Origin of the sequence: Bacillus mobilis (assembly GCF_001884045.1) — a bacterium.
Classification (GTDB): domain Bacteria; phylum Bacillota; class Bacilli; order Bacillales; family Bacillaceae_G; genus Bacillus_A; species Bacillus_A mobilis.
In genome coordinates this window covers 184,498-209,068 of the sequence record NZ_MACF01000071.1, presented here as the reverse complement: position 1 = coordinate 209,068, position 24,571 = coordinate 184,498, and the positions used below count along the sequence as shown (strand labels likewise).

The 24,571-nt window shown below is 35.0% G+C and carries 27 protein-coding genes and 1 pseudogene; 26 read left to right on the top strand and 2 right to left on the bottom strand.

All coding sequences use genetic code 11. The features are described from left to right. Positions 1–38 precede the first annotated feature (38 nt). From BAQ44_RS13010 to BAQ44_RS12995, 4 genes are all read left to right on the top strand, one after another. On the top strand, positions 39–1,673 hold the full coding sequence (locus tag BAQ44_RS13010; protein WP_071721924.1) for a flagellar motor switch protein: 1,635 nt from the start codon (positions 39–41) through the stop codon (positions 1,671–1,673). A 29-nt stretch (positions 1,674–1,702) separates the two neighbouring features. After that, complete coding sequence (locus BAQ44_RS13005) at positions 1,703–3,049, top strand: Ig-like domain-containing protein (protein ID WP_071721923.1); 1,347 nt, start codon at positions 1,703–1,705, stop codon at positions 3,047–3,049. A gap of 27 nt (positions 3,050–3,076) precedes the next feature. Then, complete coding sequence (locus BAQ44_RS13000) at positions 3,077–3,793, top strand: hypothetical protein (protein ID WP_071721922.1); 717 nt, start codon at positions 3,077–3,079, stop codon at positions 3,791–3,793. Positions 3,794–3,944: 151 nt separating this feature from the next. Next, positions 3,945–4,316: a hypothetical protein gene (locus BAQ44_RS12995; protein WP_071721921.1), complete on the top strand. Its 372-nt coding sequence runs from the start codon at positions 3,945–3,947 to the stop codon at positions 4,314–4,316. A gap of 16 nt (positions 4,317–4,332) precedes the next feature. Here the strand turns inward: BAQ44_RS12995 and BAQ44_RS12990 are convergent, their stop codons facing one another. Further along, positions 4,333–5,115 carry a CheR family methyltransferase gene (locus BAQ44_RS12990; RefSeq protein ID WP_071721920.1) on the bottom strand — a complete coding sequence of 261 codons (783 nt, stop codon included), beginning with the start codon at positions 5,113–5,115 and terminating at the stop codon, positions 4,333–4,335. Positions 5,116–5,154: 39 nt separating this feature from the next. Then, on the bottom strand, positions 5,155–5,652 hold the full coding sequence (locus BAQ44_RS12985; RefSeq protein WP_063263693.1) for a hypothetical protein: 498 nt from the start codon (positions 5,650–5,652) through the stop codon (positions 5,155–5,157). A gap of 143 nt (positions 5,653–5,795) precedes the next feature. On the opposite strand from BAQ44_RS12985, the gene BAQ44_RS12980 reads away from it, so the two are divergent. The 22 genes and pseudogenes from BAQ44_RS12980 to BAQ44_RS12875 all read left to right on the top strand — a co-directional run bounded on the left by BAQ44_RS12980 (position 5,796) and on the right by BAQ44_RS12875 (position 24,553). After that, positions 5,796–6,260 carry a YaaR family protein gene (locus BAQ44_RS12980; RefSeq protein ID WP_000946323.1) on the top strand — a complete coding sequence of 155 codons (465 nt, stop codon included), beginning with the start codon at positions 5,796–5,798 and terminating at the stop codon, positions 6,258–6,260. Positions 6,261–6,276: 16 nt separating this feature from the next. Next, a complete protein-coding gene (locus tag BAQ44_RS12975) occupies positions 6,277–6,729 on the top strand; it encodes a hypothetical protein (protein ID WP_071721919.1) in 453 nt (150 codons plus the stop codon). Positions 6,730–6,746: 17 nt separating this feature from the next. After that, positions 6,747–8,045: a flagellar hook-associated protein FlgK gene (gene flgK, locus BAQ44_RS12970; RefSeq protein WP_071721918.1), complete on the top strand. Its 1,299-nt coding sequence runs from the start codon at positions 6,747–6,749 to the stop codon at positions 8,043–8,045. A 41-nt stretch (positions 8,046–8,086) separates the two neighbouring features. Then, positions 8,087–8,950, top strand: coding sequence for a flagellar hook-associated protein 3 (locus BAQ44_RS12965; RefSeq protein WP_001266399.1), 864 nt, complete (start codon positions 8,087–8,089; stop codon positions 8,948–8,950). 20 nt (positions 8,951–8,970) lie between these two features. Further along, on the top strand, positions 8,971–10,368 hold the full coding sequence (locus tag BAQ44_RS12960; RefSeq protein ID WP_071721917.1) for a flagellar hook-associated protein 2: 1,398 nt from the start codon (positions 8,971–8,973) through the stop codon (positions 10,366–10,368). Positions 10,369–10,390: 22 nt separating this feature from the next. Then, the gene (locus tag BAQ44_RS12955; protein WP_001149522.1) at positions 10,391–10,759 is read left to right on the top strand and encodes a flagellar export chaperone FliS; all 369 of its coding nucleotides are present in this window, start codon (positions 10,391–10,393) and stop codon (positions 10,757–10,759) included. Next, positions 10,749–11,021, top strand: a complete 273-nt coding sequence (locus BAQ44_RS12950; RefSeq protein ID WP_071721916.1) for a flagellar biosynthesis protein FlgG — start codon at positions 10,749–10,751, stop codon at positions 11,019–11,021. Before BAQ44_RS12955 ends, BAQ44_RS12950 begins: the two co-directional genes overlap by 11 nt. Positions 11,022–11,335: 314 nt before the next feature. Then, a pseudogene (flgB, locus tag BAQ44_RS12945) lies at positions 11,336–11,807 on the top strand (flagellar basal body rod protein FlgB). A gap of 20 nt (positions 11,808–11,827) precedes the next feature. After that, positions 11,828–12,241 (top strand): flagellar basal body rod protein FlgC, encoded by a 414-nt coding sequence (gene flgC, locus BAQ44_RS12940; protein ID WP_071721914.1) that lies wholly within the window; start codon positions 11,828–11,830, stop codon positions 12,239–12,241. A gap of 17 nt (positions 12,242–12,258) precedes the next feature. Then, a complete protein-coding gene (fliE, locus tag BAQ44_RS12935; RefSeq protein ID WP_063263686.1) occupies positions 12,259–12,558 on the top strand; it encodes a flagellar hook-basal body complex protein FliE in 300 nt (99 codons plus the stop codon). 22 nt (positions 12,559–12,580) lie between these two features. After that, on the top strand, positions 12,581–14,161 hold the full coding sequence (locus tag BAQ44_RS12930) for a flagellar M-ring protein FliF C-terminal domain-containing protein (RefSeq protein WP_071721913.1): 1,581 nt from the start codon (positions 12,581–12,583) through the stop codon (positions 14,159–14,161). Positions 14,162–14,174: 13 nt separating this feature from the next. Beyond that, positions 14,175–15,179, top strand: coding sequence for a flagellar motor switch protein FliG (fliG, locus tag BAQ44_RS12925; RefSeq protein WP_071721912.1), 1,005 nt, complete (start codon positions 14,175–14,177; stop codon positions 15,177–15,179). Then, on the top strand, positions 15,166–15,852 hold the full coding sequence (locus BAQ44_RS12920) for a FliH/SctL family protein (RefSeq protein ID WP_071721911.1): 687 nt from the start codon (positions 15,166–15,168) through the stop codon (positions 15,850–15,852). The genes fliG and BAQ44_RS12920 overlap by 14 nt, the downstream gene beginning before the upstream one ends. Continuing rightward, on the top strand, positions 15,849–17,153 hold the full coding sequence (gene fliI / locus BAQ44_RS12915) for a flagellar protein export ATPase FliI (protein ID WP_071721910.1): 1,305 nt from the start codon (positions 15,849–15,851) through the stop codon (positions 17,151–17,153). Before BAQ44_RS12920 ends, fliI begins: the two co-directional genes overlap by 4 nt. A gap of 117 nt (positions 17,154–17,270) precedes the next feature. Continuing rightward, positions 17,271–17,681 (top strand): hypothetical protein, encoded by a 411-nt coding sequence (locus tag BAQ44_RS12910; RefSeq protein ID WP_000360875.1) that lies wholly within the window; start codon positions 17,271–17,273, stop codon positions 17,679–17,681. 10 nt (positions 17,682–17,691) lie between these two features. Beyond that, on the top strand, positions 17,692–18,798 hold the full coding sequence (locus tag BAQ44_RS12905; RefSeq protein ID WP_071721948.1) for a flagellar hook-length control protein FliK: 1,107 nt from the start codon (positions 17,692–17,694) through the stop codon (positions 18,796–18,798). 3 nt (positions 18,799–18,801) lie between these two features. Then, entirely contained in the window at positions 18,802–19,380 is a 579-nt protein-coding gene (locus BAQ44_RS12900) for a flagellar hook assembly protein FlgD (RefSeq protein WP_071721909.1), read from the top strand. A 16-nt stretch (positions 19,381–19,396) separates the two neighbouring features. Next, positions 19,397–20,626: a flagellar hook protein FlgE gene (locus tag BAQ44_RS12895; RefSeq protein WP_071721908.1), complete on the top strand. Its 1,230-nt coding sequence runs from the start codon at positions 19,397–19,399 to the stop codon at positions 20,624–20,626. Positions 20,627–20,675: 49 nt separating this feature from the next. Then, positions 20,676–21,011: a DUF3964 family protein gene (locus BAQ44_RS12890; RefSeq protein WP_071721907.1), complete on the top strand. Its 336-nt coding sequence runs from the start codon at positions 20,676–20,678 to the stop codon at positions 21,009–21,011. 310 nt (positions 21,012–21,321) lie between these two features. Next, positions 21,322–21,807, top strand: a complete 486-nt coding sequence (locus BAQ44_RS12885) for a LysR family transcriptional regulator (RefSeq protein ID WP_071721906.1) — start codon at positions 21,322–21,324, stop codon at positions 21,805–21,807. A gap of 117 nt (positions 21,808–21,924) precedes the next feature. Then, on the top strand, positions 21,925–22,833 hold the full coding sequence (locus tag BAQ44_RS12880; RefSeq protein WP_071721905.1) for a chemotaxis protein: 909 nt from the start codon (positions 21,925–21,927) through the stop codon (positions 22,831–22,833). A gap of 772 nt (positions 22,834–23,605) precedes the next feature. Continuing rightward, positions 23,606–24,553, top strand: a complete 948-nt coding sequence (locus tag BAQ44_RS12875) for a DNA-binding domain-containing protein (protein WP_071721904.1) — start codon at positions 23,606–23,608, stop codon at positions 24,551–24,553. The last annotated feature ends 18 nt before the right edge of the window (positions 24,554–24,571 follow it).

The window sequence follows — 24,571 nt, the reverse complement described above, 5'->3', positions numbered from 1 at the left end:
TCATTTGATAGAAAAACAAAAATGAGGAGGCAGGGAAAATGCCTGAGCAACACACAAAAGGGGATACGAGCACAATTGTGCTAGATAAAGAAAAGGAGCTTTTAACGCCTCAAGAATGTGATATTCTTGGCGAAATCGCAAATATATCATTTGGCTCAGCTTCGACAGTATTATCAACAATTTTAAATAGGCAAGTAAGTATAACTGCTCCTCATGTAGAGTTAGTGGATTTATATGATACAAGTGATGTTGAGGTTCCTCATGTTGTATTAAACATTCATTTTACAAAAGGGTTAGATATGGAGAATTTACTTGTCCTTCAGCAAGATGTTGCTTTATCGATTGCTGATTTAATGATGATGGGGACAGGTGAAGTGGAAGAAGGGAAAGAACTTGGCGAATTAGAGCTAAGTGCTGTACAAGAAGCGATGAACCAAATGATGGGATTCGCAGCGACGTCTATGTCGGAATTCTTCCAAGATACAGTAGACATGTCTCCGCCGACAATTAAAGTTGTAAAGCTATCAGAAGAGATGGAGAAAATCTCTGGAATAACTGGAAATAATACGATTGTTAAAGTGTCATTTGACCTTAAAATAGATAATCTAGTAAACTCTAAACTTGTACAAATTGTTCCAGTTGAACATACGAAACAGATGATAAATAAATTACTACAATTGTCTGGTGAAGAGCAAGACGAGCCGGCAGAAGTAGTGGAAGCTGAGATTGTAGAAGAACATGTTGAAAAAGAGCAGTTAACGCAAGAAGAGAAAGATGTACTTGGGGAAATTGCGAACATTTCTATCGGTTCAGCCTCAACTGTATTATCAACGCTTTTAAATCAACCGGTTACGATTAGTACACCAAATGTAGAAGCGATTAATGTGCGTCATTATGACGGAGTACCAGTTCCTTTTGTTATTTTAAATGTCGATTTTGTTGAAGGCTTAAAAAATGAGAACGTGTTCGTATTTACGAAAGATGTTGCTTTGACAATGGTAGATTTAATGATGATGGGAACAGGGGAGATCGACCCTGAGAAAGAGCTTAGCGAATTAGAACTGAGCGGTATTAAAGAAATCATGAACCAAATGATGGGGCATGCTGCAACAGCAATGTCAGAAATGTTTAAAGAGAAAATGGACATGACGCCGCCAGACGTTAAATTTGTTACATTAAAAGAAGAGATGGAATATTTGGGAGAAGCAATGGAAGTGGATGAGCTTGTCCAAATAACGTTTAATCTTGAAATCGGCGACTTGCTTCAATCAAAAATGTATCAAATTTTACCAATTTCAGAAGCGAAAGAAATGGTAAGACGACTGCTATATCCAATGGTGGAAGCAGAAGAAGAGATTGTTGAGGAAGAAATAGAAGAAGAGGTTGTAGAACCTGTTGTACAACCGATTGAATTTAAAGAAGTGAAACAAATTGAGCCAGTGTATATGGATACATCCATTCTACAAAATGTAGAAATGAACGTGAAATTTGTATTTGGAAGTACAGTGAAAACAATTCAAGATATATTAAGTTTACAAGAAAATGAAGCCGTTGTTTTAGATGAAGATATTGATGAACCAATTCGAATTTATGTAAATGATGTATTGGTGGCATATGGTGAACTTGTAAATGTAGATGGATTTTTCGGAGTGAAAGTGACGAAATCACTATAAGGCATTGAAATAGGAGTTTGAACAGGCGGATGAAAAACGTAAAGTTTTTTCTAATTTGCTGGCTATGCATACATGTGTGCTTGCTCTTCCCGCTGCAAAGTCAGGCGGAAGAGCAAAATGTGCCAGAGAAAAATATAAATGAAGTGAATGTGCAAGAAGAAAATAAGGAAGTTCAAGATCAGCCAGAGCAAGTGGAAATGAAGCAAGATAAAGAGGAACAACAAGAAGAAAAAAATGAACAAGAAACCGAAAAAAAGATAGAGACGGATCAAGTGGTTATTACAGTAAATAAGCAAGAATTACAGGTTGGCGAAGAAGTGCAGATTATTGTAGAGCCAAAAGAGCAAAATGTTCAAAGTATAAAAGGTATGTTACAGTTACCAAAAAACAGCAATCCATATGAGCAAGAAAGAATGATATCTTTTAACTATGAAGAAGAAACGAAGCGATGGGTTGCTAATTATAAGGTCGGGATTTTTGATTTGCAAGGTGATTGGAACCTGCAGCTCGTTCAAAGTTATAAAGAAAATGAAAAAGAAGAGCTCTTAGAAAATGAAGTGAAAGTTCCTCTTATTCGTATAAATAATGAAACACCAACAATAGATAAAGAGTTGCCGAAGTTGCATAAAGTTACTGTTGACGAGGCGAAGGATAACGTAATTGAACGAAAACAAGGCGATCCTATACGTGTACGGGTGAAGGCGGCAGATGCAGAATCGGTTGTGAAAGAAGTTCGTGTTACATTAAAAGGGACAGATAATAAAGAGATTACAATTTTATTAGATTACAATAAGCGTGATATGGAATGGCAAAAAGTATTTGAAATAACGGATGCATTGCCAATTGGCACATACGAACTAGTTGTAGAGGTAGTGGATGCGGCCGGCAATAAACTGGTCGAGGCAAGTGAGTATATCGTTTCTGTTTTGGAGAAAAAAACAGAAGAGGATAAAAAAGTAGAAGAACGAGAGAATGAAGATAAATTAGAAGAGAAGAAAGAACCTGAGAAGCAGGAAGACTCAAAAGAAGAGGTTCCGCTACAGGAAGAAAAACCGCCAGTTGTCCAAATTCCGAAGCAAGAAGAGAAAATAAATGATTTTATAAAAGAGCCGCTGAAAGAGAAAGAAGATATTACTTACTTTATAAAAGAGCCACTGAAGGATCATAAGGAAGTAAGTAATGGAAAGGCTCAAAAAGAGAAAATAAGTAGAAATGACAATGGAGTCGTTTCGAAAAAGAAAGAACAAATAGAAGAACCGCAAAAGAAAAAGGAAGAAAATAGTGAACAAGGGGTACAAGCTTCTAATGTGTTTGCGATTATGTCAGGTTTATTCGTACTGTTTTTAGTTTTAAAGAGTAATAAAGAATGGGGCTAATTATTTCACCGTAGTGGAGGCGCTTAAATGGAAATTAAACGTACGACAATTGAAAATAAGACGCTACAACCATTAAAACAGCCTGCAGCTATTTCAGAACATGAGATTCAGAAAGAACGAAAACGTAGTAACCTAGTGTTTACTGGGCATTCCAAAATCATTATGAAAAATAATGAAATCGGAATTTTACTTGCTAGCTTAGGTGACGGAAAGATTGTGAAAGAAATGCTTTCTAAAGAGATGGATACAGTGTTACAGCTTTTTAAAAAGTTACACGTGTTATCTGGAGAAGGAAAGCAAACTGAAAAAGTATATGAACAAATAATGAGAAGCTTGCAAGGGCTTGTGAAACAGGCACATATAAAAGAACTGCCTTTATTAGATGGAACGTATGATTTCGCTGAAGTACAACTATCATTTGGTAGAAAGGTACATATTCCGTTACTAGATGTAAGTGCACTCCTTTCTAACGTGGAGAGTGATTCGTCGGAAGGCAATATAAATTTAATGGTAACGGTTATTACTGCGTATATAACGAAATTATCTAATGAAACCATTTTAATTAGTGTCACGGATCGCACGGCTAAAGAGCGGGATGCAAGTGTATGGCGAGCACTTGCAGAAATGAATATGACACAATTATCACAGGCGTTGAAACAAACGATGCAAGAACATAAATGGTCCATGACGTTTCTGTTCCTCTTTATATGGATTGTTTGTATTATTTTAATTCGAGTTATATAAAAAAATGAATGGAACCCCCGAATCATGGACATGATTCGGGGGTTTGTATGTTTATAAGAGCGTCAACAAGGGAAAGGTATTTGCTAATTTTTCCGACAATAGTGTAAAATTACACTATTGTCGGAATATAATCAAAAAAGGGGGCGAAACTGTGAGGAAGTTAATCGTTATGATTCTAATAGTTTGTTTATACTGCTTTCCTTTTGTCTATTTTTCGATGTATCAAGACTTTGCTAACGGATCTATGATTGGGTATGTAATCATGGTGATAGGAACTTCGATTCTTGCTTTTTTCTCTAAACTTTTTAGCAATACAATTCCTTTTATTATAGGCAATATACTATCTATAATTATTTCATTTTATTTTCTATACAAGATGGAGATTGAGTTAGGGGTAAGCTGGCATCGGGGTTATTTTAAACCGTTTACGCCGTATCAATTATTACTATTAGTTAGTTTTTTGAATGTAATCCCGCAATTCTTCGTTATGATTTTGGTGAAAAAATACAAAAAAACAGGATGAATTTACCCTGTTTTTTCTATATTTTTTCGTAAAAGAATGTATCAAAGCGCTGAAGATTGAATCGTTCGGGTGTTAAAATTTGTTCTGTGCTACCAACAAATAGCACCCCGCCTTTTCGTAAAGAACGACTAAACTTTTCGTAAAGCTTAGTTCTTGCTTCTTCTGTGAAGTAAATCATTACGTTACGACAAATAATCAAATCGTAATTTGTATCGAACGACTGCATTAACAGGTCATGTTGTTTGAACGTGACGTTTTGCTTTATGTTTTGATGCAATGAATATATATCATCCTCTTTTGTGAAATGACGCTCTTTCAAATCGCTAGGTAATTCTTTTAAAGAACGTTCCGTATATTGGCCGCGTTTTGCAGTCTCTAAAATATGAAAATCAAGATCTGTTGCTAGTATTTCATAGCGAAATGGAGATAGATGTTTCGATAAAATTAAAGAGAGTGTATATGGCTCTTCACCGGCAGCGCAAGCGGCACTCCATACTTTTAATTTTCCATTATTTTGTTCGAGTAATTTTGGCAGTGCTTTCGATTCTAGTGTTTGCCAACGTTCTTTATTTCTAAAAAACTCTGAAACGTTAATTGTAATATAGTCAATGAAACTTAAAAATAAGCTTTGATCGACACGTAAAGTATTTAAGAAAGTAGTGTAGTTTTCAAAGCCTTTTCTTGAAATGAAAGCATCGATTCTACGTCGCATTCTATCTTGTTTATACGAAGCGATATCCATATTGAATTGTTGTTTAAAACTCGCGATAAAATGATCATAATCTTGTTCAATTATCATATTTACAATGGGCACAATAACGATATTGTGCCGCCCCCTTTACATCATACGAATTTTTTGTTCAAAGCTTTTTTTCATTTGCTTTTCATGTAAACCTGGTAAATCGTAAATGACAGCATCAATCCCAGCTTCTTTTGCAATATCAACGGGAATGACAGATGTATGTTTGTCTCCGTTATAAAAACAGAGAACTAAATCGGTATCTTCAATAATTTGTTTAACAAAAAACATATAATCTGATCGGTAAATAGAGTCGGAAGGATGATCAAAAGCAACATACTCGGCTCCGTGTTTTTTTAAATAATCAACGATTTCTTGAAATTCATCTGTTACTGCTTGTAACGGTTGTAGCGTGTAAAGGCATAAATTTTGAGCGAGTCTTTCGTTTTCGACGAAAAAACGAAGTACCTCATTTTCAATAGATTTATAACATAATATGTAAATTTTATGTTTGTGAGCATAGTCAGTTAAAAATTTTTTAATCTCTTCTTGATCTAATGCTGTTAATTGATTTGAACCACAAAGAAAAATATTCATAGAATTGTGCCACCTCATGCTAAATTGTAACATATCTTCTATAAAAAATAACTGCAAAATATTAGTGTTCAGAGTATAATTATAAATAACTAGATTTTACGATTAACTTTAGGAAGAAATAAAAAAATAAATAGGTGATATATATGCTGCGTTCTATCTCGCATAATCCAATTTTATCGCATATACCGCCTGCTACTCAAATGCCGAAAGAAGCAAATGTCAGGACAGGACTTGCATTTTCGGATAATTTGCATGCAGATCCGAAAAAAGATAAATTGTTAGAACAAATGGAAGCGTTTGTTGATAATATTGGAGAAATTAAAGAGAAAATTGAAATGGAATTAACACTTGATAACGTAATGGAATACAAAAATACAGTAAAATCATTTTTGAATTTTTACGTTGATAATGTATTGCAATATAAAGATGTCATGTCTCGTCATCCGCGTTATGGATATTCACAAAAAATGACGATTGTGAAGCAGGCGGAAATGGGATTAAATGAGTTAGAAGATGTTATGAATTTAATTAATACAAAAACGGGACATTTAGAAATGTTAAATCAAATTGGAGAAATCCACGGTTTAATTGTAAATTTAGTCTTGTAAAAGGGAAGGAAGCTATATGTATATACAATTATATGAAAAGCTCGTTATTATTCAAAAAGCATATGAAAACATTCAAGCGCTTGGAGAACAAATATATGAGAATTTAAAACATAAAAATGTAAATGCGGTTCAAAAACTGCAAGTAGAGCAATTGCAATACATTGATGGTTTAAAAAAGTTATCAAATTCATTTGAAGAAATGGTTGTTCAATTTTGTAAAGAACAAGGAGTGGAATCATTTCGCGTAAGTGCGTTATTTTTGTATTTTTCTCAAGAAGAAATTGAAAAAATAGAAAAATTACAAAAAAACTTAACTGAATTAGAAGAGAATGTAAAAATGATTCTTTTGAAAAATCAATATTACTTAAACGTACTATTAAAAACTACAGAAAGTATTGTGGATTCTGTTTCTGAATATAACTTAGAACGAAACAATAATTCGCAAATCTTTATGAACGAACTATTGTAAAGGGGAAGTGAAGCATTATGAGATTATCTGATTATAATACCCCGTTATCGGGCATGTTAGCGGCACAAATGGGATTACAAACGACGAAACAAAACTTGTCTAACATTCATACACCTGGATATGTACGTCAAGCGGTAAATTTCGGTTCTGTTGGAGCAAGTAATGGGCATACGCCGGAACAAAGAATAGGATACGGTGTACAAACGTTAGGTGTTGATCGTATTACAGATGAAGTGAAAACGAAACAGTTTAACGACCAATTATCTCAGCTTGCTTACTATAATTATAAGAATTCTGTTTTATCACGAGTAGAGTCTATGGTAGGAACGACAGGGAAAAATTCAATATCTAGTTTAATGGATGGATTCTTTAATGCTTTTCGGGAAGTTGCAAAAAATCCGGATCAATCAAACTATTATGATACGCTAATTTCTGAAACTGGAAAGTTTACAAGTCAGGTAAATAAACTTGCGAAAAACTTAGATTCAGTAGAAGCGCAGACGACAGAAGATATTGAAGCACATGTTAATGAATTTAATCGTCTTGCTGCTAGTTTAGCAGAGGCAAATAAAAAAATTGGGCAAGCTGGTACACAAGTACCGAATCAACTTTTAGACGAACGTGACCGCATCGTTACAGAAATGTCAAAGTACGCCAATATAGAAGTATCTTATGAATCTATGAATCCTAATATCGCAAGTGTTAGAATGAATGGCGTTTTAACAGTAAATGGACAAGATACATATCCGCTCCAATTAAATAAAACGAAAGAGCCAATGTCAGTTGAAATATATGGTTCGGAAATCCCTTTAACTAGTGGTGCAATAAAATCAGCGGTTGATACGAAAGGGCAGATTGCTAGTTATAAGAAAAATCTTGAAGACTTAATGAGTTCAATGAAAAATGAAGTAAATACAGTGATGGGAAAAGAATTCTTCGTTGGGGATTATGCGAAAGAGTTGAAGCTAAATCCAGAATTTGTGAATGATTTTTCGAAAATGAAAATATCTGCTGAAACTGCAAATAAACTGGCAGGAATTACAGATGACAATTATAAAGAAGGTCTTTCCTATAAAAAAGCATTGGACCAATTCATCGTCAAGGTAGCATCTGATAAAAGTGAAGTGAATGGTTATCAAAAAATTCATGGAGATTTATTAGAAGGTATTCAGCAAGAAAAGATGAGTGTCGAAGGCGTGAACATGGAAGAGGAAATGGTAAATTTAATGGCCTTCCAAAAATACTTCGTAGCAAACTCTAAAGCTATTTCTACGATGAATGAAGTGTTTGATAGTCTGTTTTCGATTATCCGATAGGGAATAGTAATTGATTCAAAATAAGTAAGGAGGAGATAGAAATGAGAGTATCTACATTTCAAAATGCAAATTGGGCAAAGAATCAGCTAATGGATTTAAATGTGCAGCAGCAATATCATCGAAATCAAGTAACTTCAGGGAAGAAAAATCTTCTTATGAGCGAAGATCCACTTGCAGCAAGTAAATCATTCGCGATTCAACATTCGTTGGCGAATATTGAACAAATGCAAAAAGATATAGCGGATTCTAAAAATGTACTAAGTCAGACAGAAACTACATTATCAGGTATTGTGAAATCTTTAACGAGAGCAGATCAATTAACAATACAAGCGTTAAATGGACCAAATGGTGAAAAAGAATTAAAGGCAATCGGTGCCGAAATCGATCAAATTTTAAAACAAGTTGTATATTTAGCGAATACGAAAGAGCAAGGTCGCTATCTGTTTGGTGGAGATAGTGCAGAGAAACCTCCATTTGCAGATGATGGAACATACCAGGGCGGCGAAAAAGATGTAATGTGGAAGCTGAATGATGGTTATGAAATTAAAGCGTTTCGTAATGGCGAGAACTTACTAACCCCTGTTATTCAAACGTTAGTAAAGATGAAAGACGCGATGCAAAGTGGTGATCAAAAGGCGTTACAGCCGTTTTTAGCGGAAAATAAGAAAAACTTGGATGGTGTTATTAATCGTACAACAGAAGTAGGAGCAACGATGAACACTGTAGATACGTTTAAGACAATTTTAAGCGAGCAAAATCTAGCGCTTCAAGAAAATCGTAAAGAAATTGAAGATGTTGATTTAGCTGTAGCAATTTCTGATTTGGCGTATATTAATGCGACGTATGAAGCGACGCTTAAAGCGGTTAGCACGATGAGTAAAACGAGTATTTTAGACTACATGTAAAAAAATAAGGAGTGAGAAATATGGCAGGAACGTTAACAGGTATTGGCGGTAGACAACAGATTTGGAACCTCGGAAATAACATGATTGATACTTCTAATTTCGTTGAATTAGAAATGAATGCGCTAGATATGAGGAAAACGCCGTATACAAATGAAAAGAATAGCCTTTCACAAGATAAACTTTTATATACAAGTTTAAAATCGGAATTTAGTTCTTTCACGCAAACATTTAAAAATTTAGCAGCCTTTAAAGGAAATGAAAAAAAGGTAACAACATCACAAGACGGATATATTAATGTAAAAGCAGATGGCGGGGCTATTGCGGGAACTTTTAACATAAAAATTAATCAACTTGCACAGCGTCATCAGATTGCATCTAATGAAATAACGGATATAAATGCGAAGCTTCCAAGAAATGAAACGATAAAACTAGGTGAAAAAGAAATAAAAGTAACAACTGATATGACATATAAAGATTTAATTAATAAAATTAATGATGGAGATTATGGTGTATCAGCATATACACTTGGTAAGAAAATTTTTATGTCCTCTACGAAAGAAGGGGCAGCGAATAATATTAAATTGGAACAAACACCGTCAAATGTGCTTACAGATTTGTTTTATTCGAAAGTGGAAGGTTCTACGGAAGTGAAATTAAACACGATTAATGAAGCGTTAGATGCAATATATAGTATCAATGGTGTCGAAGAACAAAGCGCAAGCAACACAATTGAAACACTTCCTGGTGTGAAGGTTGAGCTTTTAAAAGTAACAGATCCGATAGTTGAAAATAAGTCTAGTGGTGGAGCGGATTCAGATGTAAAAGCTGCAGATCAAAAAGGACTAGAACTGAAGTTTACAGTAAGTGACTCAAACGTAACCGATGCATCAAATATTATTAAAAAGATGGTAGCGGATTATAATAAAGCTGTTTCTACAATAGATATCTTTGCTGGAAAAGGCGGAGCTTTCCAAGGGCAAACGATTATGCAAAGTGTACGCCAAGCGATGAATAATGTCGTAACATTTTCTCAAGATGGTAATTATTTATTCTCATTTGGTATTCAATTAAAACAAGATGGAACGATGGAAGTTAATGATGAAGCATTAACGAAAGCGTTAAAAGAAAAGCCAGATGCAGCGAAGCAATTTTTCTTTAGTTCTAACGGTTTAGGAAAAATGATGGAAGAACCACTTGATAAATTATTCGGTGATAAAGGTATAGTTGGCGAACGTGTAAAAAACATTGATTCACGTGTAAGTGATTTAGATAAGAAGATAAAAGACATTGAGTCACAAAACTTACAAAAGCAAGATGAAATCGTGAAGAAGTATCAAAAGTTAGAAAGTACATTAGCGGCGTTAGATAGCCAATTAAAAACAATTAAAGCAATGACAAAACAAAAAAGTGATGATTAATGAAAGTTGAGGAAGTGATCGTATGCAAGCATGGCAACGTTATATGCAAAATGATATTATGACGAGTAATCCGATTAAAAATACAATTTTTATTTATGAAAGATGTATTGTAGAGTTTCGTAATTTAGAAGAACTTTTACATACTTTTAAACTACAAGAAGGGGATGCACTTCTTGAAAAGTTGGAACGTATTTTTGAAGAATTAAAGCTTCAATTAAATCCTGAGATTACGAAAGATTTATATGATAGTCTTTATGGTTTATATGACTGGATTAGCGTTCAAATTCAAACGATGAAAGTAACACGTGAAGCGAAAGATATTGATGCGATTGTGAAAGTGTTACAAGATTTAATAGACGGTTACCGCGGAGCGCTTGAAAATGAACAATGATATTTATCGAGCATTTGTCGGCTGTTTTAATGAAATCGGTGAATTGCAAGTGTCAGATGGAGAGTTTGCTGAGAAGAGCGCGATGTTAAATCGTTGGATGATGACATTGGATGAAGAAACGCGCTCGAAAGTTGCGGCAGAAGTAAGCCCATTCATCATTAAGGCAGCACAGCATATTCGTGATAAGCAAAAGATTTTGGAAGAAATGATTATGACAAATGATGGGCGAATGAAAGCAAATTCATTTTACGGTAAATATTAATACTAATGTGCGGGAACGGATTCCTCTTTTTGAAAGGGGGTCCATTCCTTCATGTAAATAAAGAATTCCGCTGGTTGAGGTTTCATTTTATGGCTGTAAAAAATAGAAGTAATCTAAATAATATAAAAATAGGGTTCAGTTCGTCGTAAATATATTGAAATGTTATATAGATTCCTACGCGTATACAGTTTTTTTATATTCTTTTTATATTTTTGTATTTTTCTAAAGACAACAATGTAAAAATGGAATAAAATATGTAAGGGTACATAATAGTAAATATTTTAATAAATACATATAGGAAATTAAATAATGAAGTGAAACTTCCATCAGTGGATCATTATGTTCAAAATGATAAGTTAAAAAGGAAGGGTGTGGAGTATGCCAGATTTAGTGAGTGATGTAAGCCATTATATGAATTATTTAGTGACGAAACGAAATACCGTTTCTAGTAATATTGCAAATGCGAATACACCTGGCTATAAAGCACAAGACGTTACATTTGCTGAGCAAATGAATAAAAGTAGTGCATTATATAAGCGTAATGCTGCAGATTTAAACAGCAATCCAGATTTATATCAAACGAATAAAATGCACTTACCGACAGTAAATGCGAAAAATACGTATGCAAAGATTCAAACGAAATCAATGCAAACGAATAAAGATGGAAATAGTGTGGATGTAACGACGGAAATGCTAGATTTAATGAAAGCAAACCAATTATATGGTGTTTCAATTAACGCGATTAATACACAATACGCAATTAACCAAGCAGCGCGTGGACGTTAATAGTAGAAGGAGAGACAACGATGTTTCAGGCAATTAATGCAAGTGGATCAGGGCTGACAACAGCGAGAAAATGGATGGAAGTTACTTCAAATAATATTGTAAATGCAAATACAACGGCAGCTCCGGGGGCAGATTTGTATGAGCGCCGTAGTGTAGTACTTGAATCAAATAATAGCTTTGCAAATATGTTAAACAGTGCACCTACTAACGGAGTGAAAATAAAAAGTATTGAAGCGGACAAAACTGAAAACTTAGTGTATGATCCGACGCATCCGCATGCTAATGAAGAAGGATATGTACGTTATCCGAATGTAGATGTGACTGCTGAAATGACGAATGTAATGGTTGCTCAAAAAATGTACGAAGCAAATACAAGTGTATTAAATGCGAATAAAAAAATGCTTGATAAAGATTTAGAAATCGGCCGAGGATAAAGGGGGAATAGGGGAAGATGAAAATCCAACCAATGTTACATACACAGCCATTTGGCGCGATTCAGTCAATTGGTGCACCGAAAACTTCAGAAACACCTGTAGTCGAGGGGAAAAAGTTTATCGATTTATTGGAAGATATGAATCAAACGCAAAACAATGCGCAAACAGCGGTATATGATTTATTAACAAAAGGGGTAGGAGAAACACATGACGTTTTAATTCAGCAAAAGAAAGCTGAGTCTCAAATGAAAACGGCTGCTCTTGTACGTGATAATCTTATTGAAAATTATAAGTCACTAATTAATATGCAAATTTAGGAAAATGGACGGGTGTGTTTAAATGGAAAAGTTAAAAAATGTTTTCCAATCGTTAAAGACGTGGCATAAGTTAGTCATTGGTGCTGCGCTTTTAGCAATTGTAACAGGAGCACTTTTATACTTCACCTTGCCAGATAAATATGTTGTTGTATATCAAAATTTAAATGATGCAGACAAGCAAGAGATTACAGCAGAATTATCGAAGCTAGGTGTCGATTACCAATTAGCAGCCGATGGTTCGATTCGTGTGCAAAAGAATGATGCTCCATGGGTTCGAAAAGAAATGAATGGAATGGGATTACCGTTTAATTCAAAAAGCGGTGAGGAAATTTTATTAGAAAGCTCGCTCGGTTCAAGTGAGCAAGATAAAAAAATGAAGCAAATTGTCGGTACGAAAAAGCAATTAGAGCAAGATATTGTAAGAAACTTTGCGGCAATAGAAACGGCAAATGTTCAAATTACATTACCTGAAAAAGAGACAATTTTTGATGAAGAAAAAGCAAAGGGGACAGCGGCGATTACAGTTGGTGTGAAACGTGGTCAACTATTAACGGCTGATCAAGTTGCGGGTGTACAGCAAATGATTAGTGCGGCAGTTCCTGGTGTAAAAGCCGAAGAAGTGAGTGTTATAGATAGCAAAAAAGGTGTGATCTCAAAAGGGGCAGATGAAGCGCATTCTAGTAGTTCTTCTTCTTATGAGAAAGAAGTAGAGATGCAACACCAAATTGAAGGTAAATTAAAGCAAGATATCGATGCAACGTTAATGACGATGTTTAAGCCGAATGAATATAAAGTGAATACGAAAGTATCTGTGAACTACGACGAAGTTACACGTCAGTCTGAAAAATATGGTGATAAAGGTGTACTTCGTAGTAAACAAGAGCAAGAGGAAAGTTCTACTGCGCAAGAAGGAGCAGATGCGAAGCAAGGTGCTGGCATTACGGCAAACGGCGAAGTGCCAAACTACGGTACGAACAATAATCAAAATGGCAAAATCGTCTACGATAATAAAAATGGTAACAAAATCGAAAACTATGAAATAGATAAAACAGTTGAAACGATTAAGAAACATCCAGAATTAACGAAAACAAATGTTGTTGTATGGGTAGATAATGATACGTTAGTAAAACGAAGAATTGATATGACAACTTTCAAAGAAGCAATTGGTACAGCAGCTGGACTTCAAGCTGATCAAAATGGAAACTTTACAAATGGTCAAGTTAATGTGGTAACAGTTCAGTTTGATCAACCGAAAGAAGAGAAGAAGAAAGAGCCAGAAGCAAGTGGTATGAACTGGTGGTTAATCGGTGGAATTACAGGAGGCGTGTTAGCGCTCGTTGGTCTATTATGGTTCTTCTTAGCAAGACGTAAGAGAAAGAAAGAAGAAGAGGAATATGAAGAATACTTAGCAGAAGAGGAAGTTGCTGCAAGTAGTGAAAGTATTATGGAAATTCCTGAAGAGAAAATAGTACCAGAGCCAAAAGCAAGACCTGAACCAGAAGAACCGAAAGAACCGACGTTAGATGAACAAGTACAGGATGCTACGAAGGAACATGTAGAAGGTACTGCAAAAGTAATTAAAAAATGGTTAAACGGACAGTAAGGGAGGAACAACGATGTTAGATGAAATCTCCTCCAAAGAAAAAGCTGCCATCCTCATTCGTACATTAAATGAAGAGGTGGCAGCGAAAGTCATTGAATATATGACGGCTGAGGAAAAAGAAGTGTTACTTCGTGAAATCGCGAAGTTTCGTGTATATAAACCAGAAACGTTAGAGAATGTACTAGGGGAATTCTTATATGAACTTAATGTAAAAGAATTGAACTTAATCACTCCAGATAAAGAGTACATTCGACGCATATTTAAAAATATGCCAGAAGATGAGCTTGAAAAATTATTGGAAGACCTTTGGTATAACAAAGATAATCCATTTGAATTCTTAAATTCGCTTACAGATTTAGAGCCACTTCTTACAGTGCTTAATGATGAATCACCACAAACAATTGCAATTATTGCTTCTTATATTAAACCACAACTTGCTTCGCAGTTAATTGAGAGATTGCCAGATCATAAGCGAGTAGAAACGGTAATGGGTATTGCGAAACTAGAGCAAGTTGACGGTGAACTCATTAATCAAATTGGTGAGTTATTAAAAGCAAAATTAAATAATATGGCATTTAGTGCAATTAATAAAACAGATGGCTTAAAAACAATCGTGAACATTTTAAATAACGTTTCACGAGGCGTTGAAAAAACAGTCTTTCAAAAGCTGGATGAAGTTGATTATGAGTTATCTGAAAAAATTAAAGAAAATATGTTTGTCTTTGAAGACTTACTTGGTCTTGAAGATCTTGCACTTCGCCGTGTATTAGAGGAAATTACAGATAACGGTGTCATTGCGAAAGCACTTAAAATTGCAAAAGAAGAAATTAAAGAGAAATTATTTACATGTATGTCTTCAAACCGTAAAGAGATGATTCTAGAAGAATTAGATGGCTTAGGACCGCTTAAGATGACGGATGCTGAGAAAGCGCAGCAAACAATTACAGGTACGGTGAAAAAGCTAGAGAAAGAAGGAAGAATTATCGTTCAAAGAGGTGAAGATGATGTCCTTATTTAAAAACAGAATTCCGAAGAATTCTGTTTCTTTTTCTGAAGAAACGTATGAATTACAATTTCCAAAACCAAAAGTAGCTCACGTAGAAGAAGAAATCCAAGTGGATCATGAAGAACTTCTTGCGCAGCAACAATCGTTACATACGGAAATGACTCAGCTAAGGAAAGAACAACAAATGTTAGAACAAGAGCGTCAGCAGTTATTACAGGATCAGGAAGAATTTCAAATGCATGTTCAGCAGCAGATGAAAGAGATAGAATCGGCACATATGCAGTTTCAAAAAGATCAACAAGAAACAGCATACGAATGGACGGAATTGTTATGGGATCAATCTTTTCAACTAGCAGAAAAAATTGTGAATCAAGCAGTAGATGCTAGATTACTTGATGTGTTACCTATATTAACGGGCATCGTTCAAACATTGCCTACTTCGTTTGAAAAACTAGTTATTACCGTACATCCAGAAACTTTTGAACGTATTCAAGAAGAGAAGGAAAATACGAAAGAGTATTGGTTACTACAATTAGTAGAATGGAAATACGATTTCTCCTTACAGTTCGGTGAATTTGTTCTAGAAGAAGAGAAAGAGTTCTTTGAATTTAAATTTGCACCTATATTTGCGAAGCTTCGCCAGAAATGGGAAGAAGAGAAGTTGTTTGAGGAGCAAAATGTATGAATCGACTGTTAATGAATGAAAACCAAAAATGGAATACATTTATTGAAACGCCGTTTTATACGAAAGTCGGTAAAGTTCATAGTGTACAAGAGCAGTTTTTCGTAGCAAAAGGGCCAAAGGCGAAAATCGGAGATGTTTGTCTCGTTGGAGAACATAGCGTTTTATGTGAAGTAATTGCGATTGAAAAAGAAAACAATATGTTACTCCCATTTGAACAGACAGAAAAGGTATGTTACGGAGATTCCGTTACATTAATTGATGAAGATGTTGTTATCCCTCGTGGAAATCATTTACTCGGAAAAGTGTTAAGTGCAAATGGCGAAGTATTAAATGAGAACGCTGAAAACATTCCATTGCAAAAAATAAAGTTAGATGCTCCGCCTATTCATGCATTTGAACGGGAAGAGATTACAGATGTATTTGAAACCGGAATTAAATCCATTGATTCTATGCTAACAATTGGCATCGGTCAAAAGATTGGTATTTTCGCTGGATCAGGTGTTGGTAAATCTACTTTACTCGGAATGATTGCCAAAAATGCAAAAGCTGATATAAACGTTATTAGTTTAGTAGGAGAGCGTGGCCGAGAAGTAAAAGACTTTATTCGAAAAGAATTAGGTGAGGAAGGCATGAAAAAAAGCGTCGTTGTCGTAGCGACTTCAGATGAAAGTCACCTTATGCAACTTCGCGCAGCTAAGCTTGCAACATCCATCGCTGAATACTTCCGAGACCAAGGCAATAACGTATTACTTATGATGGACTCTGTTACTCGTTTTGCTGATGCACGTAGAAGTGTTGATATTGCCGTTAAAGAGTTACCGATTGGTGGTAAAACACTCTTAATGGAAAGTTATATGAAGAAGCTGTTAGAGCGATCCGGGAAAACGCAAAAGGGGTCTATAACAGGTATTTATACTGTGCTCGTTGATGGAGACGATTTAAACGGTCCTGTACCAGATTTAGCACGTGGTATTTTAGATGGACATATTGTATTAAAACGTGAGCTTGCAACACTCAGTCATTACCCTGCTATTTCAGTGCTAGATTCAGTTAGTAGGATTATGGAAGAAATCGTTTCGCCAACTCATTGGCAACTGGCAAATGAAATGAGAAAAATTTTATCTATTTATAAAGAAAATGAATTATATTTCAAATTAGGAACGATTCAAGAAAATGAAGAAAATGCTTATGTTTTTGAATGCAAAAATAAAGTAGAAGGTATAAATTCATTTTTAAAACAAGGTCGATCAGATCGTTTCCAATTTGATGATATCGTTCAAGCAGTGCACCACATTGTATAAGACCTCGCGCCCTGCAGGTCTTATTTTTTTGTTTTTTAATATTTCACAGATTTTTTTGTAAAAAAACTATATAATAGAAAAAGAGAGCGTTATAATAGGAAGGGGCTATGAAAACAGGTGGATAAGCAGCAGTACGACACGATAAAATTGCAAATAAATCAAGAAAAAGAACAGATTTTGAAAGAAGTGTATGAATTAACAGCTGAAAAAAGAAAAATAGAACAAAAAAAAGAATATGATTTATATGTTGTGAAGTCGCGTAGTAAAGTCGTACAAACTGGGCAACGTATTATGGCTGGTATGCTTTCCTCACATACGTTTTCACCTGAAAGAATAGAAGAATGGAATCGGAAAATTAAAAAAACAGAAGATTTTATTCGAAAAAATGAAAGCCTTTTAGAACAAGTAAAAGAAAAAGAACGTGTCATTGATGAGATGTATCAAGAAGATTGTAGAAAGCTTGCAAAAGTAAGAGAAAAGCAGGAAGAAAAAATGCTTCTTGATTTGAAAATGTGTATGAATGGATGAGGTGAATGTAGTGATACAGTCTGTATTACCGGTGCAACAGAGTTTACCTCCGCAAAAAGAAAAAGGGCTAGAAGTACAATCCAAAAGTGAAGATTCTTCATTCGATCGTGCGATGAGGATGGAAAATAAACAGCAGCCGAAAACGGAGAAAACAAAGCGAGAAGATGCACCAGAAGATAGAAAAGAAAACATTCTTTCTAAAAAAACGGCAACGAAAGAAGAGCCTAATGTAAAGAAAGAAGAAAAAAAAGAGACAGAACAGTTATTATTAGCTGTATCTGAGCAAATGGTTGCAATTGAACAATTACGTGTGCAGCCAGAATTGTTATATCAATACATACAAAAAATACAAGAGCTATATAAAGAATATGGAAATATAAAACTTAACGAATTACCCGCAGGTGAATTACAACAATTACAAGAGCTTCTTTCCAATATGAATATCAAAAATGCTATATGTTTAGAAGATACAATGCAAATGGTATTAGATAAAGTGACGATGCCGGAGCAAACGATGCAAGTATTGAAAGTTGTAGAAACAGAGACTTGTAATATTGCAAAGAAACATGAAGAGTCTAAAGATGTAGATCTTCCGACAGCTGAGAGCGATGATGTAAAGATAGAGCTGCCAGAAGGTGATGTATTAAACGATTCAAATTCTGCGGGTGCGGAGTTATTAAATAAATCAACGAGTACCGATCAAATAGGAAAATCCAATAGCGGCGCTGAGAAAGTTTCATTGCCTGACTTAGGAAAGAAAATGGAAGCACAAGTAGAGGCACTACAAAAGTTTGTAGTGAAACAAGAACGTGTTTTATTTCAGTTAAATCCAGAAAAACTTGGTACTTTAACAGTGTTTATGAAAAAACATGGAGATCAAATTGATGTTCACGTAGAAATGGAAAAACACGATGCGAAAAAACGTGTGGAAATCATTTTTGATGAATTGAGACTAAAGTTAAAAGAAAAAGAAATTAATATTCAAATTAGCTATTCAGATAAAGATGAGAATCGTAAAGAACAGCGAGAACAAGAGCAAAGGCAAAAGCAGCAATTAACAAGTACGAAACATGAGAAACAAGAATCAAAAGAATTTGCGGGATTATTGGAGGAATAAAGCGTGCCAACAGTTGGATTAAATACAACGAGTACAAATCATATTCCGTTGCAAGCAGGAGCACAGAATAGGAACGCATCTGTTAATGGTGCACAACCGGCAGTAGGGCAAGCAAATGCAGTTTCAGCAGGAGAACAAAAGACTCCTGGTGTAATGGGGAAAGATGATTTTCTAAAATTGTTTTTAGCGAGTTTTCAACATCAAGATCCATTTAATGCGATGGACATGAATCAAATGATGAACCAAACAGCACAATTATCTCTTATGGAACAAGTACAGAATATGACGAAAGCAGTAGACTCTTTAAAAACGACAATGTATTCGACAGCGCTTGATGGTGGAATGAAGTTTTTAGGGAAGTATGTAAGAGGTGTTGACGGTGATGGCAAAAAAGTCACTGGCCAAGTAGAGACAGTTCGCCTCGCAGAAAATAATGAGGTACAGCTCGTTATTGATAATAAAGTTGTATCTCTTCGTTTCGTTGAGAGAGTGTCTGATAAGCCAATTGGAGAAACAAATCCAGAAGATGCAAAGAAGGATGATCCAAAAGTAACTGAAGAAGAAAAAACTACAAATTTATAAGGAGTGTCCATACGTTATGATTAAAGCGTTATATACAAGTATTACAGGAATGAATGCAACACAAAATGCATTAAGTGTAACTTCAAATAATATTGCCAATGCACAAACGGTTGGTTATAAAAAACAAAAAGCTATGTTTGATGATTTACTATATAACAATTCTATCGGTTCAAAAGGTGACAATAAATATGCTGGAACGAATCCGAAAAGTATCGGTAACGGTGTAAAAATGAGCGGAACGGTTACAGACTATAGTGATGGAACGATTACGTTAACTGGTGGTAAAACACAAGCGGCAATGGAAGGGAATGGTTTCTTCGTAGTAGGTGATTCGGCAGGCGGAAATATGGAATTTACTCGTAAAGGTACGTTTGGAATATCTTCAGATTACTATATTACGAACACAGAAGGTCAATACGTATTTGCGTACCCTGCAAACCAAGCAACAGGTGAAGTTGATTTATCTGGCATTCCAGGACCGTTACAAATCCCGATGGGAACTGCAATTGGTGGTATTCAAACAACGAAGGGTACAATTAAAGGGAATATCCCGGTGAATGAAAGTAAAATTACGCAAGATTTACCGTTTTATGATGATGCCGGTAATACATGGACGATGCGTGTAGAATTTACGAAAACGAATGACCACGAGTATACGTATAAAGTGCAAAGACGTAATGACTCGGCAAAAGATCCTAAGTTTGAAGAAGTTACAGGGGCAGGTTCAACAGGTACTTTGAAATTTAATAAAGTTGGAAATCCAGATCCGGTACAACAAGGAGCAGCTATCCCGTTTAACGGCGGAACGATAAATTTAGATTTTAGTCAATTAACAAACCATCCGACAGATAAAACATTATCAGTAACAGATGTAGACGGTAGAGCAGCAGCAACTGTTAAAGATTGCTTTATTGCTGACGGTGGATACGTAATGGTAAAATACTCTGATGGAAGTATGAAGTCAGCTGGCCAATTAGCTGTTGCGATGTTCCCGAACGAAGGTGGACTAATGAAAACGGGTAATGGTAACTATACAGCGACGAATACAACAGGTATTTTAGCACTTGGCGCATCTGGTCAAAATGGCGCAGGTAAAGTACGTGGTGGTGCACAAGAAGGTGCAAACGTAGATTTATCTGTAGAATTCGTTGACTTAATGTTATACCAACGCGGATTCCAAGGAAATGCGAAAGTAATTAAAGTATCAGATGAAGTATTAAATGAAGTTGTAAACTTAATTCGATAATATATAATAAAGAAAAATTGTAAAGTAGTAGAAAGGGTTTTTTATTCGTATGACAAGACAAGAGCGGATTTTACAATTGCCTTTTTTCGAAAATAAACGTGAACTTGCCGAGCAAGTGTTAAAAATGGAACGAGAAGAGCATGTATATTTACCAGATCAATTTGAAATTAAGCAAGTCCCTCCGTACTCATTTGGTGAAAAACAAGCAATCATCGGCCGTATTCACGAATTTTATTTCGTAAGTGTTGGTAGCGATGAGGTTTGGAAGTATCAACTGTTTAAAGATGAAATGAAGTGTCGTGAGTTTTTTGTTACGTTGCCGGATATTGCGGATCAGCAGATAGCGTTTTGGTTCAATAACATCGAGTTACTAAAAAGTACTTAAAAGACTTTAAAAGCTCTTTTTAGGTTTTGAGAGAGGGCCTGACATTGTGTGGTAGCGGTCAGTGCCTAATAGAGTCTCGACCGGTGTGTAAGACCAGAGATATGGAGAGTTGCTAGGATAGTTGAAGAAGAGGTAAGCGAAGTGTAGTGGCGCTTAGTACTTAATAGATTCTTGACTGGTATGTAAGGCCGGAGATATCGAGTGGTTCTAAAGCGGTTGACGATAGGATTTATCCTAGTCTAGAAGCAGTGGTATAAAATACGTTTATATACAATTAGACTGAATTTCTATAAAAGGAGAGGTGAGGAGGATGGCGCAGAATAAGTATCGCGTTACATTCATTTCGCCGAGTGAGGTTGAGCAGCGGACTGTAATGGCGGCGAGTAGTTTGCCGGATTTAATTCGTAAAGTAGAGAGTATTATTGCAGATTCGAACGGTTATTTTGTAAATGATAAAAAAAATAATTGCTATTTTAAAGTGATTAAAGAAAATGTTACGTTTATTCAATATGAGTTACTATTTTCGGATAAAGAAATTCATATTGAAAAATTAAAACATATAGCACCGGCAGTATTAAAACGATTATTTGAAAAAATAAATGATCCGGAACTATATGCTCTTGCGCTACTGGATGTTGATATAGCGACGAAAGAATATGTGCTAGAAGTAATGAACGCAGAGTTAAGAATAAGAGTAGAAACAGAGCTTTCGAAAAAATGGGAAGCGATGCCGACAGAAATTGTAGGAGCCCAAGAAGTGTTATTAGAGGCACTTGCTTCGTTTATACAAGATTAATTGCTAGAAATGAATCGTTCGACTATCTATATTTTTCAGATAGGTAGTTGACTTTTTCGTTTTAATAAAGCTTAATAATTAGATATACGGAAATAATGAAAGGGGAGCGACACCTTTATGTCACAAGCACAAAGTATTTTATTAGAAAGCGGAACAAATGAATTAGAGATTGTTACATATACTGTTGGTGAAAACCTATTTAGTATTAACGTAATGAAAGTACGTGAAATCATTAATCCATTCCCTGTTACAACTGTGCCAGAATCTCATCATGCAGTTGAAGGTGTTGTTCAAGTCCGCGGTGAAATTTTACCTGTTATTAACTTAGCGACAGCTCTTAATTTAAAATCGACAAAGCCACTTGATCAAACGAAATTTATCATTTCAGAGTTAAACCAAATGAAAGTTATTTTCCGTGTGGATGAAGTGCATCGTATTCAACGTATTTCATGGGAACAAATTGATGAGCCAGCATCATTGTCTATGGGATTAGAAGAAACGACATCTGGTATTGTAAAACTAGATGGAAAAATCATCTTACTATTAGATTATGAAAAGATTGTTTGCGAAATTAGCAACACTGGTTATGATAATAAATCACTTGCAGGATTAGAGCAAAAAACAGATCGTGCTGAAAAAGTGATTTATATTGCGGAAGATTCAGCAATGCTTCGTCAAATTTTAGAAGAAACATTATCATCAGCTGGATATACGAAAATGAACTTCTTCAGCAATGGTGCAGAAGCGTTAGCGCAAATTGAGAAGTTAGCGAAAGAGCAAGGGGAAAAAATGTTTGAACATATTCACTTGCTCATTACGGATATTGAAATGCCAAAAATGGATGGACACCATTTAACGAAAGTAATTAAAGATGGTGAAGTAACGCATCGTTTACCAATCGTTATTTTCTCTTCATTAATTACAAATGAATTATTCCATAAAGGCGAAGCGGTAGGGGCAAATGCTCAAGTAAGTAAGCCAGATATTCAAGAGTTAATCGGCTTAGTAGATAAGTTAGTGCTTTAAAAGCTTCTTTTTAGCTGGAATAGAGTAACTAGCCATGCGTGGTGGCGGTCGGTGCTTAATAGAGCCCCATCCGATGTCAAGACCAGAGATATGGAGCTGGTTTTAGGCAAATGGGACAAGAGAGCGGCCAAGATAGTTTTAGAAGAGTTGGAGTATAACTCTACTCTGTTTATAGGAATAGAGTAACTAGCCATGTATGTAGCGGTCAGTGCTTAATAGGGTCCCATACGATGTGAGACCAGAGATATGGAGTAGTTTTAGGTAAGTGGAAGAAGTGAGACTTTGATTGAGGATTTGCAGATTCTATTTACAACTCTATTCTTTTAGTGGAGAGAAGGGAACTAGCCATGTGTAGTATTGGTTAGTTCCTTTTTATTGTTCTATACTCTGTATAGGTAAAAAGATGGAATGTTTTTGGAGTGTTTGTGGTTGTATGTATGAAAAATCTTCATTTGAAGATTTTTGATTTGAAAATATAAGAAAACGTATCTTTGGATTATTTTAGTAATATTTCGTGGTAACGCAAACTTTTTCGGTGAAAATATATTCGAAATACCATATAATATAATTAAATGTGATTAATATGCAATTATACATATTAATTGAAAAATCCTTTTTTCTATTACTATACTTTCTATACGTTTTTGTATGTTTATTATTTGACAGATAATTTCGAAATGTTATAATATGGATATGTAAAAATTGCTATTTTCTGAAAAGACATGGGAGTCAGATGAGAATTGCGAAAGGATGAGGGGGAGTGGCACAGATTATGTATCACCACACAGCAATCAATGTATTAAGTCTCTTACAAAACATGTCAAATAATAAAATGAACGATACACAACTAGAAGCGGAATTTAAAAAAATAGAAAAACAATTCCAAGTAAAGTATGAAGAACTAGTTGATTTACATAATAGAATGGTATTATTTCAAATAGATATAGAAAAACATGGCGGGATACGAGCGTATGAAAAATCAGCGATTACATGGCTGAAGTCAGAGCTAGAGTTACTGTATGAAGTGTATCAATTTTGCCAACGTCACGGTTTAAACATTATCAATATTTCAAAATACGTTAGTAAAAATGAACTAAATCTGTTCCCGAAAACAGAAAGTCAATTACAAAATACGTATTACAAATTGAAAAAACATGAAATACCGTTTGAAAATGTTGAAAAACAAAAACCTGGACGAAAGCGAAAATATACACCTGTAAAAGAAACGATCGTTGAAATGAAAAAAGAAAACAATCACGTATTAATAGAGGAAGTACAGTATAAAGAAAATGAAAAAAGTCTTGTAACAGTTATATCTGGTATCGTTGATAACTTTGAAACAATTAGTCAACATAGTGAAAGAAAAGAAGATGAATTACATCAGTTTATGGAAGGGATTTATAAGCTTTCTAGCATGGCTGCAGGGCATTTCAAAGAAGAGTCTAATAGAAGTAGTCTAGAAAGTGAATTGCGAGCGCTACAATTGGAAAACGAAAGGTTAAAACGAGAAAAAGAAGAACTTGTGCAAGATGTGAAAGACATGACGCAACATTTAACTAATTTTATTAAAAGTTCGGATGTCAATCAAATTCGTAAATTACCAACCTTCGTACAAGAATGCAAACTAGAATTACATAAATTAGGACTATATAACGCACAAGACGGAAAAATGAAAATAAGGATCGACCGTAGAGGACAAGTTATGACGGTAGCGCCATAGAAGTATTAAGTGAAAAAT